Source organism: Bradyrhizobium sp. CCBAU 11434, assembly GCF_028128895.1.
Lineage (GTDB): Bacteria > Pseudomonadota > Alphaproteobacteria > Rhizobiales > Xanthobacteraceae > Bradyrhizobium > Bradyrhizobium zhengyangense.
In genome coordinates this window covers 324,412-342,248 of the sequence record NZ_LBJX01000103.1, presented here as the reverse complement: position 1 = coordinate 342,248, position 17,837 = coordinate 324,412, and the positions used below count along the sequence as shown (strand labels likewise).

Sequence of the window (17,837 nt, the reverse complement as noted above, 5' to 3'; positions counted from 1 at the left end):
CTTCTGGATGGGATTCCTCGACTGGGCGTTTGATTCTGCTCAAGCGACGATGCCGGTTTCGGGAGAGAGTGAAGTCCGTGTAGCTATGGAACCAAGCCATGTCGTTTGAGCGGGTCCTGCGATGGGGCCTGGTTGCGATTGCAATCGCAGGATTGACCGCGGGTATTCTCGCGCGGGTGGCGGGCCGGCCTGATCTTGCGGATCTTGCGTGGAAACTCGGCACCGCGCCTGTGATCGGCGGACTGGCGGTCTCGATCGTCAGAGATCTTCTGGGCGGTCGCTTCGGAGTGGACGCGATTGCGCTGCTGTCGATGAGCGCGGCGTTGGCGCTCGGGCAGCCGCTTGCTGGCGCCGTGGTTGCGCTGATGTATTCCGGCGGCAACGTGCTGGAGGATATCGCGATCGCGCGGGCGGAGCGTGACCTGCGCTCCCTGGTCGATCGCGCACCGCGGCAGGCACACCGCAAAGGCAACGGCGGGATCGAGGAGGTCCCGATCGAGGCAGTGTCGGTGGGCGAAGAGCTGCTGGTCAGAGCGGGCGAGATCGTGCCGGTCGACGGTATCGTTGGCTCGGCCTCGGCCACCATCGACGAGTCCGCGGTTAGCGGCGAACCCATTCCGGTCGAGAAGACACGCGGCAGCGCAGTTCTTTCCGGTTCGTTGAACGCGGGCGAGACCTTCGACTTGACCGTGACCGCGCCGGCCGGCGAGAGCACCTATGCCGGCATCGTGCGGATGGTGACGGCAGCCCAAACGGCGAAGGCGCCCTTTGTGCGGATGGCCGATCGTTTTGCGCTGGTCCTTCTCCCGGTGACGCTCGCGGTCGCCTTCCTTGCATGGTGGATTTCCGGTGATTTGACGCGCAGCCTTGCTGTGCTGGTGGCGGCGACGCCTTGCCCCCTGATCCTGGCTGCACCAGTCGCCTTCATCGCGGGGGTGGCGCGCGCGGCCCGGCGCGGCATCCTCGCCAAGGGTGGAGGGGCCTTGGAAGCGCTGGCTCGCGCGCACACGGTGCTGTTTGACAAGACCGGCACCCTGACCGTCGGAGGGGCACGGTTGCTTTCTGTCGAGGTCGCTCCCGGGGAAGATCCGGACGAGGTCCTCAGGCTTGCGGCATCGCTCGAGCAGGCCTCGCATCACGTGCTTGCCAAGACCGTCGTCGCCGCCGCCCTCGATCGCCACCTCAAGCTGAAAGCGCCCGAACAAGTCAAGGAAACCATGGGCACCGGCTTGAGCGGCCTGGTCGACGGGCGAAGGGTCACTGCGGGCTCGCGAGAGCTGCTTCGCGCGCATGCCGAATTGTTGCCTTGGGAGCTGCGGGCGATCCGGCGCGCCTCATGGCGCTCGGCCCTGATCGTCTTCGTCGCTGTGGATCGCCGTCCGATCGGAGCGCTGCTGCTGGCCGACGAGTTGCGGGCCGATACGCCGCGGGCGATCCGGCTGCTGCGCGATGCCGGCATCGCGCGAATGGTGATGGTCACGGGCGATCGCGCCGCGGCAGCGCAGGCCATCGGTGCCGCGCTCGACCTCGACGCCGTGCTGGCCGACCGCGTTCCTTCAGACAAGGTCGAGGCAGTCCGCGCGGAGCAGAGGCTGCATCCGACCATCATGGTCGGCGATGGCATCAATGATGCCCCGGCACTGGCCGTGGCCGATATCGGGGTCGCGCTCGGCGCGCGCGGCGCGACCGCGTCGTCCGAGGCCGCCGATGTAGTGATCTTGGCCGACCGGCTCGATCGCGTCGGCGAGGCGATCATGATTGCGCAGCGAGCACGACGCATCGCCCTGCAAAGCATTGTTGTCGGCATGGGGTTGTCATTGGTGGCAATGGTCGCTGCAACCGTTGGCTGGCTCAATCCCGTGCCCGCGGCCATCGTCCAGGAGATCATCGACGTTGCGGTCATTCTGAACGCATTGCGGGCGCTCACTCCGGCCCTTGCCAGGGGCGGTGCACGCATCAGCGCGGAGCAGGGGCTGGCATTGCATCACGATCATCTGGCCCTCTTCAAGGACCTCGACCGGGTGCGCAGAATCGTCGATGCATTGGATGATGCGACGCCCGAATCCGCTGCGGCGCTGATAGTGGAGGCCCAGCGCCTTGTTCAGAGCAGCGTCGTGATGCATGAGCGCGAGGACGAGGACAGCGTCTATCCGAAGCTTGCGGAGGTGCTCCGCGAACGCCACGGCCTCTCTGCCATGAGCCGCGCCCATCGGGAGATTCTGCACCTGACAAGGCTGCTCGATCGGATCGTGGAGGATCTGCCGTCGGAGAAGGTCGATCGCTATCTTGTCCGGGATGCCCAACGGGTGATCGAGGCGATCGAAACGCTGGTGCGCATGCACACTGCTCAGGAGGAGGACATTTACGAAGCCGTGGCGGCTCAGACGGCAGTTTGAGTTCGCCATTCGCGCGACGGCCCCGAAGCAAAGCAGGGCTACGGTCGTCTCAATTCCTTTGTTCGGAATAACGAAATTCGTCGTGAAGCGCTATTGTTCTTACTTATATTTTCAGGATGGTGCGCCATTCAGAACTAAATTGCGAACTCTTATATAGTTGAAATTACCATGTAATTGCATTCAATCAGACATTGCTCTTTTGCTCTCTAAGCCCTCACCCGGACGCAACCGAGAAGATGTCTTTGCATGCGCTCCCTTGCGGAGTTCATCGACGGCCTTCGGGGGGCGGATGCTGCACCTTATTGAAGCCGATCCAAAATAGCGTTTCCCGACGGAAGCGACCCTGCTCGGCGGGAAGACCTCAGATCCATCTAGCGTGCCCTTGGAGTGATTTAGGTTGCCCGTCGACAGAGCGAACGTAAATCCGCTACCCCGCTACCCCGCTACAATGCCTGCAAAGCTGATCAGGGAGCTGCGAGCAGCGGCGTCGATTTGAAATCTTGACTCTGGGCAGTTTTTTGTCAGGCTACAATTTTAGGGCGAATTCTAAAAAGTTCCTTTGAAGCGTGCGTTTGGGGGCAAGGCCGTGTTGACGATAAGCCTGCTCGGGTCCAGCCGAGTCGCGAGTGACCACGAACATATCTGGGCTGAACTCGGACCAGCCGGGCGGCGGATGGCCGGTTTTCTCTTCACTTTTCCCGATCGCCCACATCGCCGCGAAAGAATGATCGACCTGTTTTGGCCGGACCTCGACGCAGAGAGAGGGCGCCGGGCCATGAACTCGGCGGTCTGGCGCCTGCGGAAACTGCTCGCGTCGTCTCGCGAGTGCGAAAAGGATAACAATCTCAGGACCGTGGGCCTTGAGACGATCCTGGAGAAGTGCGCGTGGCTCGACGTCGATACCTGGGCTCTCCTTCACGCCGCCCAGACGACGCTCGGCGGCTCCGTGGCTGACCTCGACACGCGCAGGATCAAGGAGATACTGACCGTCCTGTACCGGTATGAGGGTCCCTTCCTGGATGGAGAGGAGGCCGATTGGGTTCTGGAGGAACGTGAGCGGCTTCATTCCATGTTCGTCCAGGCCGCCCTCACCCTCGTCCGGCATCTTGGACAGCAGGAGCGTCATCACGAGGCCATTCAGCTCGCGCGTCACGCACTCCGCTTCGATCCCTACAGGGAAGAGTTGGTTCGATACCTCCTGATCGTGCTCGCGCTCGACGAGCGGCGCAATGACGCCATTCGATATTATGATCATTGGATCGGCCTGATCAGGAAAGAGCTTGGGATTTCGCCGCTTCCGGCCACACGGGCGACCATCGAAGAGATCAAGAACCTGCACGATGCCGAAACCTTGCAGCATTTGCGCGCGCGGTTGTTCGGCACCGATGGACGACAGCGCTTCCTGAGCTGAGCTCACTCTCACTGCCCAGAGCATCATACGTACTTGCCGCGACCGGGTCGCCGGCGCTGCCCGCGCGGCTGCAAGTCATGCCGTGATCTCACCGTGATCGGCAGACCATCTCTGCGCGAGCCATCCGCGGGCGAGCCGAGATCGGACACCTGGCGATCCCGAGATCATCGCCGGATCGTTCCGAGTTCGGACCATGCCATCGTCACGGCATGAGCTTGCAAAGACCACCGTTTGATCCGGTTTTCATCCTGCGATTCTGGCGGGAGGCGCTCGACGGCAGCGGCTCGGCTCGCTGGCGGGTGCAGGTCCGCAACATCAACACGGGTCGCCGCGACGTCGTCGACGACGTCCAGAGCGCCTTCACGATCGTCACTGCCAATTTGAACGCTGCCGAGGAGAAATACGAGCGCTCCGAGGAGCCGAGAACCGGGACATCTGGCGATGATTTTGACGACAAGTCACTCTGCTAAGACGGGGGCGTGCATGCGCTACATTGCGAGGTGGGCGGCGTGTATCGCGATGGCGCTGTTTTCTGCCGGCTGCGACCTGAGCTCCAACCAGGGCGTCGGCACCAAGCTCTATCCCGCCGATGTTGCGGCGCAGACCGACCTGCAGAACGCCTACGTTGCCGCGATCTGCCAGCAAGCCGGAATCGTGCCGACGGCTTTCGATGGTGTGACGAGTTGCGGCCCCGATCCCTATGATGCGAAAACATGGTGGCTGTTCGTCCAGGCCGGCATGAACGATATCGACCAGCGCTGCGATGCCTATCTGGCCTGGCTCGACGATGCGCAGCGCACGCGCGAGCCGGTGCTCAACGAACTGGCTCTCGCCAGCGCGACCGCGCAGACGATCATGCTGGCGAGCGGGGTGGGCGCCAACCCGATCACCATCGTCGGTGCCGCTTTCGGGCTCGCGGCCGGTACTTTCACCAACGTCCAGTCGCGCCTGATCCTCACCATGCCGCACTCGACGATTCAGGCGGTCGTGCTCAGCCGGCAGAAGGAATACCGGGACCGGCTGATGGGTACGGCATCGACCAAGGCGGTCGCCATCATCAGCAGGCCGAATGCCCTTTATGCGCTGCGCTCCTATCTGCGCCTGTGCATGCCGATGACGATCGAGACCGAGATCAACAACACCATCGCCACGTTCGAGCGCAACGGTGCCGACGGGCTGCAAAAGGACTCGTTGATTTCACCCCGGAGCGCGGGCGTGCCATTCACGCCGACGAGCGTGGTGAAGAAGCCGGACCGCCCTTTCAACCCGCCGCGCGCTGAGTTCGATCAATTCTTTGCCGAGAAAGGTGCGCTGAGCAACGAGGACGAGCAATTCGCTCTGAATGGGCTTTGTCTCGACAAGAACACCAAGAGCGGCCTGCCCCAGACAAAACTGATCCAGATGCTCATCGACATCTACGAGGCGACGCGGAGCACGCCGAAGCCGACGGTCAATCGTATCATCGACAAGACCGAGCGGCTTGCGATCATCAGCCAGCCGGACTGCGGCGACGCGATGAATTTCTTCGAGAAGTTCACCTTCGCCAATACGACCGTGCAGGACGTCAACGGCAACAATCCCAGTGCCGGCAACCTGAGCGCTTTCATAGACCTGCTGAACGTCTCGGGGCCCAGCGCGCCCCTTCTAAACACGACCAAGCTTGGTGCGCCGGCGTTGCGCACCAAGATCGCGCTGGTTCGCACAGAGTTGGGACAAGTTGATCTGGTGGCTTCAGCAACCACCCAGGCGACCCCGGCCTTGGTGGCCAGGCTCGTAAAGCTGCAAAGAGACAAAGCAGCCGCAACCGCGGCTCCGGCTGCGACTCCAAATGCGGCTTCAAGTCCAAATCCAGATCCGAATGCGGCTCCCGCTGCGCCTCCGAAACATTGATGAAGGTCAGCCATGACAGTTTATCTGGTTAAAGGTTTCCCCGACCTGCTCGATAAGCCCGGCGGCAAGGCCATCGATGGCTTGACCGGAAACATGACCGTCGTCGGCACCGGAAACGTCTCGGGCGACTTTATCGAAGTCAAGGTCGACGATGCGGATGAAACCGGCTGGGTTGCGAAAGAAAGCCTGGCCGTGAAGGGGCGAGACATTATGAGCGAAGCGGCCTTCGTTCGCGAATGCCTCGTCGCGGAGCGCGCCGTCAACGCGCTGGACCAGACCGCGCCCTGGTTCGTCTCGGCCGACTACGTGATTGCACGGGCGATCTTCGAAACCCAGGATACCGGCCACAAGATGGTGAATGTTGGCCCCAAGATTCCCGGATCGGATGGCGTCGGTCCATGCCAGATCAGCACGGCCGAATGGCAGCGCTTCCTCGATAATGGCGGCACGCTTGCGGCCGGCTTCGGGACGGGGAGCGTGGATGATGCTCTGTCCCAGGCCTGGGGCGCGGCCTTCACGATGTTCACGGACGCCAAGGCGATCACCCAGGCGAAGCGGAACGCCGGCCAGGGCAGCGACACCGAGCCGCCGCTGCCGAGCTATCTGGAAATCTTCCTCGCCTATCTGACCGCCAGCCCGAAAGCGGCGATCATGCTCGCCGCGGCGGCTGCGACGCCGGCGGATATGGGCCAGGATCCGGCGGCTGCGGCGCCGGCAGCCGGGTCCGACGGTACCCTCAAGCTCAATGATTTTCTCAAGAGCAAGGCGGGCCTCGCCGACGACCAGATTGCGGCCCTGTTCAAGGCGCGCCCCGGTCTGACGGGAACGAACGACGCCAACGCCAAGACCGTTACGGATTTCGTCAACGGCGTCAGCACGAGATTCGCCCAGGGGCTGAGCGACGCCTTCGATCTCATCAACAAGAACGCGCCGGAGACGATTGTCGCGGTCCTCGGCTCCGGCAAGGCGCCGTGGTTGGATGTTGCCAGGCAAGAACAGGCCAAGAATATCAAGGAGGGCGTCGGAAATAGCGACGCCAGGATCCTCGAATATTTCAAGTCGATCAGTTTCCCGACCGACACGTCGCAGACACCCTGGTGCGCGGCCTTCGTCTCATTTTGCATGAAGACCTGCAACAATCCGGTCGCCGCCGCCAGCGTACCGAAAAATAATCCGGCAACGGCCGCATCGTGGAAGAGCTGGGGCGATCCGCTGCCGATCAACGCCAGCAATACGCCACCGGGCGCGGTCGTGGTGCTGGCGCCGACGGAGAAGCACGACACCACCGGTCACGTCGGCTTCTACGTCAGGGGCGACACCAACACGATCACGCTGCTGGGCGGCAACCAGTCGGATCAGGTGAAGGAGAGCACCTTTGCGCGCTCGCGCGTCGCGGCGATCCGCTGGCTCGACGTGGCAGGGGCCACTGCCACCGGACCTGTTGCCGTCGGCAACATCAACCTCCCCAAGGATTTCGGTCCCGATCAGAGGAAGAACGCCGATATCATCATGAATGCCTTTGCCGCCGCCGGCTTCGATCGGATCCATCAGATCACGGCGGTTGCCAATGCATGGAAAGAATCGACCCTCAAGGCCGACGCGAGAACCAACAATTCGATCGAAGACAGCGTCGGGCTGTTCCAGCTCAACATGCGAAAGGGTCTCGGGGTTGGTCATCAGCTGCCCGACCTCCTCGATGCGAAAAAGAACACCGATATCATCATCGGCGTTTGCAAAAAGGTGCCCAGCTTCGTCAAGGCGACAAACCTCGAGCAAGCCGTGACCGCCTTCGTGCGCTTCGTCGAAATTCCGGCAAATCAAACCGCAGAGATCGCCGACCGGCTGCACAAGGCCAATTCACTGATGGCCTGATGCAGGGTCCCCGTCGACCTGGAGAGAAAAATGGACGTCACCCAACCCACGAGCGTCATCCAAGCGCTGCTTAACGGCAGCGTGTCGAATCTCGCGAATCTCGTCACAGCCATCGGCGCGCTCGGTGGCGCGTCCATGGGATTGGTCGACACGACAAAGATGTTTCGCGGCGGACCGTCCAATTTCGGGTTCGGCTTCATCGAAGACGGGCTCGCCCCATTCCTGGATGCGATCGCCTCGAACGCGGCGCCCTTCGGCAAGCACGCGATCCTGCGAACCCTGAAAGGCGACTGGTTGAACGGCGCGGCCAAGCCTGACCAGAAGGCCAAGGCCAAATCGCTCATTCAGCTCAGCTTGTCGCCGGCCAATGCAGCGGCGCTCGCCAATGTCGCGGCGGTCGATGCCGACGCGTTGCTGTCGGCGGCACAGAAGAAAGCCGACGGGGGAGCCGCCGCGGCCGAAGACACCGGTGCTCTCGCGCAGTTCGAATCCGTGCTCACGGCCGTGATCGATGAAGCCTATGAGCGCGGCGATCAGAAATATCGCAACGCCGCAAAGACTCTCGCCATGGGGACGTCGGTCGTGCTGAGCGAAATCGCCGGCATGTCAATCTGGGGACACTCGCAGGAGAACCTGATCTTCTTCCTGGTCACCGGCCTGATCGCAACACCGCTGGCCCCGATCGCCAAGGACGTCGCGAGCGCGCTTGAGACGGCGGCAACTACTGCAGGCGTCCTCAAGAAGTGACGGCAAAGGCAGGGCTTGTATCAGCGCGCGGCGGCGGTGCTAGCTAACAAACGGCCATCTCGCGCGACCGCACCATCCGCTCAAATGACAATATCAGGGCAACGCTCGGCCCGAACGGCGAACCGAAAACCCCGGTTCGTAAATCTGTTCAGGAATGGTGCCCCTGGCCGGAATCGAACCAGCACTCCTTGCGGAACTCGATTTTGAGTCGAGCGCGTCTACCAGTTCCGCCACAGGGGCCCTCGGTCGGCCCCTCCGGAAGGAGGGCGTCGCGAAGCCGGCGGACTATAGCCATGGGAAAGGCGGGGTCAACCCGCGCCAAAGTGATCCCCGCCGTTCTCGACAGGCGCTTGGGCCGGGGTTAGAGGCTTAAATCCAAGCCCCTAGCCGGAGAGGCCACCGTGACGACCCAGAGTGCCGCAATACCTGCGTTTCGCCCCGCCGTCGGCGGCTCCGCGCTGACTGCTTCGCTGGCCGTCACCCTGATCGCTGCAGCCGCGATCGCGGGCGCCTGGTTCTTCCAGCTGGTCCTGGAGATCCTGCCCTGTCCGCTCTGCCTCGAGCAGCGCTATGCCTATTATCTTGCGATCCCGCTCGGGGCGCTCACCGCGCTTGCGGCACGGAGCGGCGCGCCGCGGCCATGGCTGCTGGCAGGGCTCGCGGTCCTCACCCTGGCGACGCTCGCCAATGCCGGTCTGGGCACCTATCACTCGGGCGTCGAATGGGGGTTCTGGAAGGGACCGACCGATTGCTCGGGCCCGGTCATCAATCTCGGCAGTGCCGGCGATCTCTTGTCCAGGCTCGACACCGTCAAGGTCGTGCGCTGCGACGAGGTGCAGTGGCGCTTCCTCGGCCTCTCGCTCGCCGGCTACAACGTTCTGATCTCGCTGCTGATGTCCGCAATCGCCGCCTGGGGCTTCGTGCGGACGGCGCAGCGAGCATGATCCGGAAAAGTGTGAAGCGCTTTTCCGAAAAGATCATGCTCAAACAAAGAGCCTAGATCGCGCTCGCGCCTTCGTGCTGGAAGCCGAGATAGCTTGCCGCCACCCGTTCGTTCGCCGCGATGTCGCTGGCCTTGCCGCTCAGGACGAACTCGCCGAGCTCCATCACGTAAGCCTGGTCCGCGATCTTCAGCGCGGCCTGCGCGTTCTGCTCCACCAGTAGCACGGAGACGCCGCTGGCCTTGAGCTCGGTGACGATGCGGAAAATGTCGGCGACGATGATCGGCGCAAGGCCGAGGCTCGGCTCGTCCAGCATCAGCAGCTTCGGTTCGCCCATCAGCGCGCGCCCCATCGCCAGCATCTGCTGCTCGCCCCCGGACAGGGTGCCGGCGAGCTGCTTGCGGCGCTCTTTGAGGCGCGGAAACAGCGTGTAGATCCGCTCGATCGAGGCCTTGGCCCGGCTCTTCTCGATACGGAAGGCGCCGAGCTCGAGATTGTCCTCGACATTCATGGTGACGAACAATTCGCGATGTTCAGGCACGAGGCCGAGGCCCATCGCGACGCGATCCTCGATGTCGAGCCGGGCGAGGTCCCGTCCCGCGAAGGCGACGCGGCCCTTCAGCGGCAGGATGCCCATGATCGCCGACAGCAGCGTGGTCTTGCCGGCGCCGTTGGCGCCGACGATGGTGACGATCTCGTTCTCGCCGACCTCGAGCGAGACCGAGCGCACGGCCTCGACCTTGCCATAGGCGACATGCGCGTCGGTGACTGACAACAGCGCGCTCATGCCGCCACTCCGAGATAGGCCTTGATCACTTCGGGATTGGTCTTGATCGTGGCGGGCGTGCCTTCGGCGATCTTGGTGCCGAAGTCGAGCACGACGATACGGTCGGCGAGGTTCATCACAAAGCCCATGTCGTGCTCGACCAGAAGCACGGACATGCCGCCGTCGCGCAAGTCGCGCAGCAGCTTGGCGAGCTGCTGCTTCTCCATGTGGCGCAGGCCCGCGGCTGGCTCGTCGAGCAGCAGCAGCATCGGGTCGACGCACAATGCCCGCGCGATCTCGACGATGCGTTGCTGGCCCAGCGACAGCGATCCTGCGAGCTGATGCATCTGCTCGGCGAGGCCGACGCGTTCGATCTGGCGGGCGGCCTCGGCGAGCAGCTTGGCTTCATCGGCGCGGTCGAGCCGCAGCATCGAAGAAAGGGGTCCCGAGTGGCCGCGCAGATGGGCGCCGATCGCGACATTCTCCAGCACGGTCATATCGGGCACCAGCTTGACGTGCTGGAAAGTCCTGCTGATGCCGAGCTTGACGATCTCCTGCGGCGGCGCGCGATCGACCTTCCTGCCGAGCACCGAGATCGACCCTGACGTCGCCGACAGCACGCCGGTGATCAGGTTGAAAGTGGTGCTCTTGCCGGCACCGTTCGGTCCGATCAGCGCGACGATCTCGCGGGCCTGGACGTCGAAGGAGACGTTGTTGACCGCAACGACGCCGCCGAACTGCTTTCGCGCTTTTTCGACCTGGAGCAGGATGCTGGACTGGCCGGACGCGCGCGGACGCTGCTCCAGCTTCAGTGAGGTATCGGGCTTCCTTCCGCCGGACCTTTCGGGCAGGAACGACATCAGCCAGGGCCAGACGCCGCCGGGCGCAAGCTGGAGCAGCGCCACCAGCATGATGCCGAACACGATGGTCTCGACCTGGCCGGAGCCGGGCACGATCAGCGGCAGATAGCTCTGCAGCACCTCCTTCAGGATCACCACGATCGCCGCGCCCAGCACGCCGCCCCAGACATAGCCGGCACCGCCGACCACCGCGATGAAGAGATATTCGATGCCGGCCTGCGCCCCGAACGGCGTCGGGTTCACCGCGCGCTGCAGATGGGCATAGAGCCAGCCGGAGAGGCCGGCGAGCACGGCGGCGTGGATGAAGACCAGCAGCTTGGCGCGCGGCGTGTGCACGCCAAAGGCCTCGGCGGCGACATGGCCGCGCCGCAGCGCACGGATGGCGCGGCCGGTGCGGGAATCCAGCAGGTTCATCGTCAGCAGCGCCGAGAGGGTCACCGCGACCCAGATCGCAAAATAGATCGAGCCCGGTGAGAGCATCTTGAACGAGCCGATCGACAGCGGCGGGATCGCCGAGATGCCGTCGTTGCGCCCCAGGAACTCCAGCTTGCTGAACAGGTAGAACAGGCCGAGGCCCCAGGCCAGCGTGCCGAGCGGCAGATAATGGCCGGAGAGGCGGACCGTGACGAGGCCGAGCAGCACCGCCAACAGGCCGCTGATCAGCAGCGACAGCGGCAAGGTCAGCCAGGGCGACAGGCCGTAGGCCGTCGTCAGCAGCGCCGTGGTGTAGGCGCCGAAGCCGACAAAGGCGGCCTGGCCGAACGAGGTGAGGCCGCCGACGCCGGTCAGCAGCACGAGGCCCATCGCGACCAGCGCAGAAAGGCCGATATTGTCGAGCAGCACGATCCAGAACGGTGGCATGCCCGGAATGAACGGGATCGCCGCCATGACAGTAGCGAAGACAAGAATGGGAAGCCGGCTCTGCATCTTCGCCTCAGTCCTTCTCTTCTTCGACGGCGGGCGCGGCGAGCGAGCGCAACAGCAGCACGGGGATCAGGAGCATGAACACGATCACCTCCTTGTAGTTGGAGGCATAGAAGGATGAGAACGCTTCGACGATGCCGACGAACAGGGCCGCGGCCGCCGTGAGCGGATAGCTGACGAGGCCGCCGATGATGGCGGCAACAAAGCCCTTCAGGCCGATCAGGAAGCCGGAGTCGTAATAGAGCGTCGTGATCGGCACGATCATGATGCCCGACAGCGCGCCGATGACGGAGGCGAGCAGGAAAGCGATCTGCCCCGACAGCGTGGTGCGGATGCCGGCGAGCCGGGCTCCCAGGCGGTTGACGGCGGTGGCACGCAACGCTTTGCCGTACAGCGTCAGGCCGAAGAACAGCCAGAGACCGACAATGAAGGCGATGGTGATGCCGTAGACCGTGAGGCTCTGGCCGGTGAAACGCAGCGAGCCCGCGGTGAAGGCGCCCGACAGAACCGCCGGTCCGCGCTGGCCCTCGGCGCCGAAGAACAACAGGCCCAGGCCTTGGAGTGCCAGATGCGTGCCGACGGAGGCGATCAGCAGCACCAGCACCGAGGTGTGTGCCAGCGGCTGGAATGCGATGCGGTAGAGATAAAGGCCGATCATCGCGACGATCACCAGCGACAGCGCGATGCAGACCGCGACCGACGGCTTCTGGGCAGCAAAGTAGATCGTCAGCGCAAGCACGATGGCCGGCAGCACCACATTGGCGACGACGCTGCGCAGGATCAGCCGGCCATGCAGCGCCTTGCGGGCCACGAACAGGTCGAAGGCGCAGGCGGTGACGCCCATTGCCAGGGCCAGCTTGGCCGTGCCCGGCATCTGGCCCGAGGCCAGCGAGGCATAAGTCAGCGCGCCATAGGTGACGAATTCGCCCTGGGGAATGAGGATGACGCGGGTGACGGCGAACACCAGCACCAGCGCCAGGCCGAGCAGCGCATAGATCGCGCCATTGGTGATGCCGTCCTGCAGCAGGAACAGCATGATGGTGGTGTTCAAAACCGGACGCTCCCCCTTGAAGATTAGGGACCGGTCTCCGCAATTGCGGTGGACGGTCCCCTCACAGCCATTGAAATACGCTGACGATATTTGATATAGTCCATAACAATTATCAAATATAACATCAAGGGTGGGCGAACGACCCGTCCCGAATTTAGCGGGATTGCGAGCACGAGGCGATGACCGTTTCAAAAACCGCTGAAAAGTCCTCCGAAAAGGCTGGTGACGCGACCAAGGGCCGCAAGGACGCGCCCGAGGGCCATGGTCAGGGTTCTGCCGAAGCCCTCCAGCTCGGGGAGCTCTCCGAGCAGCTCGGCTACGTATTGAAGCGGGCGCAGCTCAAGGTGTTCGAGAACTTCCTGCGCTGCATGGCCTCGCTCCAGCTGACGCCGGCGCAGTTCTCCGTGCTGCTGCTGGTCGAGAAGAACCCGGGCCGCAACCAGACCGAGATCGCCTCCACCCTCGGCATCCTCCGGCCGAACTTCGTCGCCCTGCTCGACAATCTCGAGAGCCGTGACCTCTGCGCCCGGATCCGCTCCACCAATGACCGCCGCTCCCACATCCTGGTCCTGACCGACAAGGGCAAGGCCGTGCTTTCGAGGGCGAAAAAGCTGGTCGCCACCAAGCACGAGTCGCGGCTGAACGAGCTGCTAGGGCAGGCCAACCGCGAGGCCCTGATCGAGATGCTCTCGAAGATCGCGAACGAGTTTTGAGGCCCGACTATCACCGCCCGCAATGACGCTGCAGGAGCAGCCTCCTCAATCCACCAAGATCACCCTGATGTCATTCACGTTGGTCAACGTCGGACCCGGCTGGAGCAGATCGCCCGTCGCTTCGAAGAAGGTCGTCGCGTCGTTGTTGTCCAGATAGGCCTGCGGCTGAAGCCCTTGCGCCTTCATCCTCGCGAAGGTCGCGGCATCGATCAGTGCGCCGGCGGGATCGGTGGGATGGCCGGCGCCGCCGTCGGCGCCGTCGGTGTCGCCGGCAAGCGCGGCGATGTCGGGTGTGTCCTTCAACAGGGAGGCGAGCGCCAGCGCGTATTCCTGGTTGGGGCCGCCGCGCCCATTGCCGCGCACGGTCACCGTGAGCTCGCCGCCGGAGAGAATGGCGACGCGCTTGCCTTGCGCGCGGGCGGCAAGCGCGAGCCTGGCGTGATCGGCCGCGACCTCGCGCGCTTCGCCCTCGAGATCGGCGCCGAGGTCGATGGTCTCGTAACCGGCGTCTTTTGCCAGCTTCACCGCGGCGTCCAGCGATTGCTTCGGACGTGCGATCAGCTCGAACAAGGCCCGCGCGAAGGCCGCATCGCCGGGCTTGGCGCTTTCATTGGCGGGATCGTCGAGCGCGCGGGCTACGGCATCGTCGATGGTGAGCTTGTACTTCGCGACGATCGCGCGCGCATCCGCAAGCGTGGTTGTGTCAGGCACGGTGGGACCAGAGGCGATCGCGGAGGGATCGTCATGAGGCACGTCGGAGATCGCGAGCGTCACGATCTCGGCGGCGTTCTGGCCGGCGCGCGCCAGGCGTCCGCCCTTGATGCGCGACAGATGCTTGCGCACGACATTCATCTCGCCGATCGGTGCGCCCGAGCGCAGCAGCGCCTTGTTGACCGCCTGCTTCTGCGCAAAGCTGATGCCGTCCGCCGGCGCGATCCAGTTCGCCGAACCGCCGCCGGTGAGCAGCACCAGCAACAGATCGTCGGGGCCGGCCTCGCCCGCCAGCGCAAGCGTGTCGGCCGCGCCTTTCAGGCCGGCCTCGTCGGGCACGGGATGACCGGCCTCGACCACGCGGATCCGGCGCGTCGGCACGCCGTAGCCGTGGCGCGTCGTGGCGATGCCGACGAGGCGTTCCGGCGCGAGCTTGAGCATGTCGAGATAGTGCCGCTCCGCGGCCGCAGCCATCGCGGCGGCGCCTTTGCCGGCGGCGAGGCAGATCACGCGCCCCTTCGGCGCGGCACGCAAATGAGGCGCCAGGATCGTGTTCGGATGGGCGGCGGCAACGGCAGCATCATAGAGCGCGCGGAGCAGGGGACGTCGGTCGGTCATGACGATGGCTTTCGGCTAACTCTTGAGCAGACTAAAGCTGTGGCGAGGACGTCGCTATGCCCTGCCTAGCGCATCGGGCGCAAAAGGGTAAGCAGCCTTTACCATCATTCGATTGTGCTATCGCGTAATGATAACAGGCGCAACAAAAAGCCCCCTGCGATCTCCTCGCAGGGGGCTTGGTAGCGCCGCAAAACGTATAGGTATTAGCCGCCGGCGTCGGCGCTGATCACGTCGCCGAACAGTTCCCAGCGCTCGCCCTTGAACTTCTCGAGCTGGAGCTGGCTGATCGGCGCGAAGTCGTTCGGGCCGGTGTTGATCTTGATGCCAGGCAGCAGCGCCTCGGTGCGAAAGTCCTTCATGCTGGCCGCCTGCTTCATGATGTTCTCGCGGGTGAGATCATCGCCGCAGTTCTTCAGCACGTGGACCAGCGTCTGTGCCACCGCGAAGCCGACGATGGTGCCCTTGTCGAGCTTGTCGCCGTCCGGGAAGTACTTGTCCATGAAGGCCATAAACTCCTTCATGCCGGCGTCGTTTTTCCATTCAGGATCGGACACGTCCTTGAGATAGTCGGCCGAGATGATGTCCTGGCCGTTCTCGAAGCCGGCGGGCTTCATCACGCTGCCGACGGAGGCGGAGACGTTGTTGAGGAAGTGCAGCGGCTTCCAGCCGATCTCGGCGTTCTTCTTGATCGCCTGTGCGGCGAATTTCGGCGTCGTGATGTTCATGAAGACGTTGGCGCCGGTCGACTTCAGCCTGACGATGTGGCTGTCGATCGTCGGCTCGGAGGTCTCGTAGCTCTCCTCGGCAACGATCATCGACGCGGCCTTGGCGCCGAGACCATCCTTCAGGCCTTTCAGATAGTCCTTGCCGTAATCGTCGTTCTGATAGAGCACGGCGATCTTGGCGTCGGGCTTGTTCTTGAGCAGCCACTTTGCGTAGATCTGCGTCTCGCTCTGGTAGTTGGGCTGCCAGCCCATGGTCCACGGGAAGTTCTGCGGGTCGTTCCACTTGGTGGCGCCGGTGGCGACGAACAGCTGCGGTACCTTCTTGGTGTTCATGTATTTGTGGATCGCCGAGTTCGGCGGTGTGCCGAGCGAGTTGAAGATGAACAGCACCTCGTCACTCTCGACCAGCTTGCGCGCCTGCTCGACTGTCTTCGGCGGTGAGTAGGCGTCGTCGTAGGAAATGAAGTTGATCTTGCGGCCGTTGATGCCGCCTTCGTCATTGATCTTCTTGAAATAGGCGGCTTCGGTCCGCCCGATGATGCCGTAGGCGGAGGCCGGTCCGCTGTAAGGCATGATGTTGCCGATTTTGATCTCGGTATCGGTCGCGCCGGTATCGTATTTCTTCTGGGCCGATGCGATGGAGGTCGTGGCTGCAATGAGCGCGAGCGCCAGTGATGCGGCTGCAAGCTTGCCGGTGACAGCGGGCATTCCAATCTCCCTATTTTTCTTGGTGTGTGTGCGCTCCTTTTTTTGGCTTGATTGTTTTTGGGCCGCGCGAGTGCAATTCAATACGATTTGCCTTTCGCCTTCAACACAAAGACCCTGCGACAAGGTCGCAGGGTCTGCTCCTTTAGTAGTCAGGGGCGCCTGTGCAATTGCGAGAAGGCCGACTGTCTTGAGTTGCTCGAGTCAAGCTTGGCTATTCTGGGTTGCACGTTAGTGGCCGGGGTCGCTCGAGATGATGTCGCCGAACAATTCCCAGGCCTTGCCCTTGAACCGCATCATCTGAAGCTGCTCGATCGGGGCGAAATCGTCGGGTGCGGTGTTGATCTTGATGCCGGGCAGCAGCGTATCGGGCGCGAAGTCCTTCAGGTTTGCGGCCTGCTTCATGACGTTGTCACGGGTGAGGTTGTCGCCGCACATCTGCAGCACTTTGACCATGGTCTGTGCGGTAGCATAGCCGAACACCACGGCGGCGTCGTGCTTGTTGGCCTTTGGATCAAATTCCGACACGAAGTTGTAGAACCTCTTCATGCCGTCATCGGCATTCCATTGCGGGTCGGAGCCGTCCTTGATGTAGGTCGCCGACAAGATGCCTTGCGAGATCTCGAAGCCCGCGGGCTCGATCACGCCGCCGACGGAAGCCGAGACGTTGGAGATGATGTGGATCGGATGCCAGTTGATCTCGGCCGCCTTCTTGATCGCCTGCGCCGCGAATTTCGGCGTGGTGATGCTGATGAGGACGTCGGCGCCAGCGGCCTTCAGCTTCACGACGTGTTCGTCGACCGCGGGCTCGGAGGTGTCGTAGGACTCCTCCAGCACGATCATCGAGGCCTTGGGCCCAAGCCCTTCCCTCAGTCCGTTCAGATAGTCCTTGCCGAAATCGTCGTTCTGGTAGAGCACGCCGATCTTCGCGTCCGGCTTTTCCTTCATGATGTATTTGGCGTAGATCTTCGCCTCGCCCGCGTAGCTCGGCTGCCAGCCCATGGTCCAGGGATATTGCTTCGGATCGTTCCACTTGGACGCGCCGCTCGCCACGAAGAGTTGCGGCACCTTCTTCTCGTTCATGTATTTGCGGATGGCGCCGTTGGTGGAGGTGCCGAGCGAGCCGAAGATCAACAGAACGTTGTCGCTTTCGACCAGCTTGCGCGCCTGCTCCACCGTCTTCGGCGGCGAGTAAGCGTCGTCATACGAGATGAACTTGATCTTGCGGCCGTTGATGCCGCCCTCGGCATTGACCTTGTTGAAATAGGCCTCTTGGGCCTTGCCGATCACGGCATAGGCGGAGGCGGGCCCGCTATAGGGCATGATGTTGCCGATCTTGATTTCGGTATCGGAAGCGCCGCTGTCGTAGGACTTCTGTGCCAGCGCGGGATTGCTCATCGCAGTGCACAACGCGAATGCGGCCGAAATCACCGCAACCTGAAATCGAACGACGACCATTTCACTCCTGCCTCACCTGGATCGGCGTCGCATTGAACAAGATTGATGC

Annotated in this window: 14 protein-coding genes and 1 tRNA gene; 8 read left to right on the top strand and 7 right to left on the bottom strand. The window is 63.1% G+C overall.

Annotated elements, in window-relative coordinates; genetic code table 11:
- Positions 1-98 precede the first annotated feature (98 nt).
- The 6 genes from XI06_RS41695 (at position 99) to XI06_RS41670 (ending at position 8,316) form a co-directional block, all read left to right on the top strand.
- Positions 99-2,396 (top strand): heavy metal translocating P-type ATPase, encoded by a 2,298-nt coding sequence (locus XI06_RS41695; protein ID WP_271607934.1) that lies wholly within the window; start codon positions 99-101, stop codon positions 2,394-2,396.
- A 673-nt stretch (positions 2,397-3,069) separates the two neighbouring features.
- Complete coding sequence (locus XI06_RS41690; RefSeq protein WP_237863175.1) at positions 3,070-3,807, top strand: AfsR/SARP family transcriptional regulator; 738 nt, start codon at positions 3,070-3,072, stop codon at positions 3,805-3,807.
- A gap of 215 nt (positions 3,808-4,022) precedes the next feature.
- On the top strand, positions 4,023-4,277 hold the full coding sequence (locus tag XI06_RS41685; protein WP_237863174.1) for a hypothetical protein: 255 nt from the start codon (positions 4,023-4,025) through the stop codon (positions 4,275-4,277).
- Positions 4,278-4,290: 13 nt separating this feature from the next.
- Positions 4,291-5,697, top strand: coding sequence for a hypothetical protein (locus XI06_RS41680; protein ID WP_271607933.1), 1,407 nt, complete (start codon positions 4,291-4,293; stop codon positions 5,695-5,697).
- A gap of 12 nt (positions 5,698-5,709) precedes the next feature.
- Complete coding sequence (locus XI06_RS41675) at positions 5,710-7,569, top strand: TIGR02594 family protein (RefSeq protein WP_271607932.1); 1,860 nt, start codon at positions 5,710-5,712, stop codon at positions 7,567-7,569.
- Between the two features lie 30 nt (positions 7,570-7,599).
- Positions 7,600-8,316 (top strand): hypothetical protein, encoded by a 717-nt coding sequence (locus XI06_RS41670; RefSeq protein WP_271607931.1) that lies wholly within the window; start codon positions 7,600-7,602, stop codon positions 8,314-8,316.
- Positions 8,317-8,471: 155 nt separating this feature from the next.
- Here XI06_RS41670 and XI06_RS41665 read toward each other — a convergent pair.
- A tRNA-Leu gene (locus tag XI06_RS41665) sits at positions 8,472-8,556 on the bottom strand.
- Positions 8,557-8,717: 161 nt separating this feature from the next.
- Here XI06_RS41665 and XI06_RS41660 point away from each other — a divergent pair.
- Complete coding sequence (locus XI06_RS41660) at positions 8,718-9,260, top strand: disulfide bond formation protein B (protein WP_271607930.1); 543 nt, start codon at positions 8,718-8,720, stop codon at positions 9,258-9,260.
- 52 nt (positions 9,261-9,312) lie between these two features.
- On the opposite strand, the gene XI06_RS41655 is transcribed toward XI06_RS41660, so the two are convergent.
- From XI06_RS41655 to XI06_RS41645, 3 genes are read right to left on the bottom strand one after another with little or no spacing between them, the layout of a single operon-like run.
- Entirely contained in the window at positions 9,313-10,044 is a 732-nt protein-coding gene (locus XI06_RS41655; protein WP_237863163.1) for an ABC transporter ATP-binding protein, read from the bottom strand.
- The gene (locus tag XI06_RS41650; RefSeq protein WP_271607929.1) at positions 10,041-11,810 is read right to left on the bottom strand and encodes a branched-chain amino acid ABC transporter ATP-binding protein/permease; all 1,770 of its coding nucleotides are present in this window, start codon (positions 11,808-11,810) and stop codon (positions 10,041-10,043) included. Before XI06_RS41650 ends, XI06_RS41655 begins: the two co-directional genes overlap by 4 nt.
- Before the next feature lie 7 nt (positions 11,811-11,817).
- Positions 11,818-12,858, bottom strand: coding sequence for a branched-chain amino acid ABC transporter permease (locus tag XI06_RS41645; protein WP_237863161.1), 1,041 nt, complete (start codon positions 12,856-12,858; stop codon positions 11,818-11,820).
- 179 nt (positions 12,859-13,037) lie between these two features.
- On the opposite strand from XI06_RS41645, the gene XI06_RS41640 reads away from it, so the two are divergent.
- Positions 13,038-13,571: a MarR family winged helix-turn-helix transcriptional regulator gene (locus XI06_RS41640; protein WP_237863160.1), complete on the top strand. Its 534-nt coding sequence runs from the start codon at positions 13,038-13,040 to the stop codon at positions 13,569-13,571.
- Positions 13,572-13,616: 45 nt separating this feature from the next.
- Here the strand turns inward: XI06_RS41640 and XI06_RS41635 are convergent, their stop codons facing one another.
- The 3 genes from XI06_RS41635 to XI06_RS41625 form a co-directional block, all read right to left on the bottom strand.
- Positions 13,617-14,900, bottom strand: coding sequence for a glycerate kinase type-2 family protein (locus XI06_RS41635; protein WP_271607928.1), 1,284 nt, complete (start codon positions 14,898-14,900; stop codon positions 13,617-13,619).
- 203 nt (positions 14,901-15,103) lie between these two features.
- Positions 15,104-16,333 carry an ABC transporter substrate-binding protein gene (locus XI06_RS41630; RefSeq protein ID WP_271607927.1) on the bottom strand — a complete coding sequence of 410 codons (1,230 nt, stop codon included), beginning with the start codon at positions 16,331-16,333 and terminating at the stop codon, positions 15,104-15,106.
- Between the two features lie 228 nt (positions 16,334-16,561).
- Positions 16,562-17,788 (bottom strand): ABC transporter substrate-binding protein, encoded by a 1,227-nt coding sequence (locus XI06_RS41625; RefSeq protein WP_271607926.1) that lies wholly within the window; start codon positions 17,786-17,788, stop codon positions 16,562-16,564.
- Positions 17,789-17,837 lie beyond the last annotated feature (49 nt).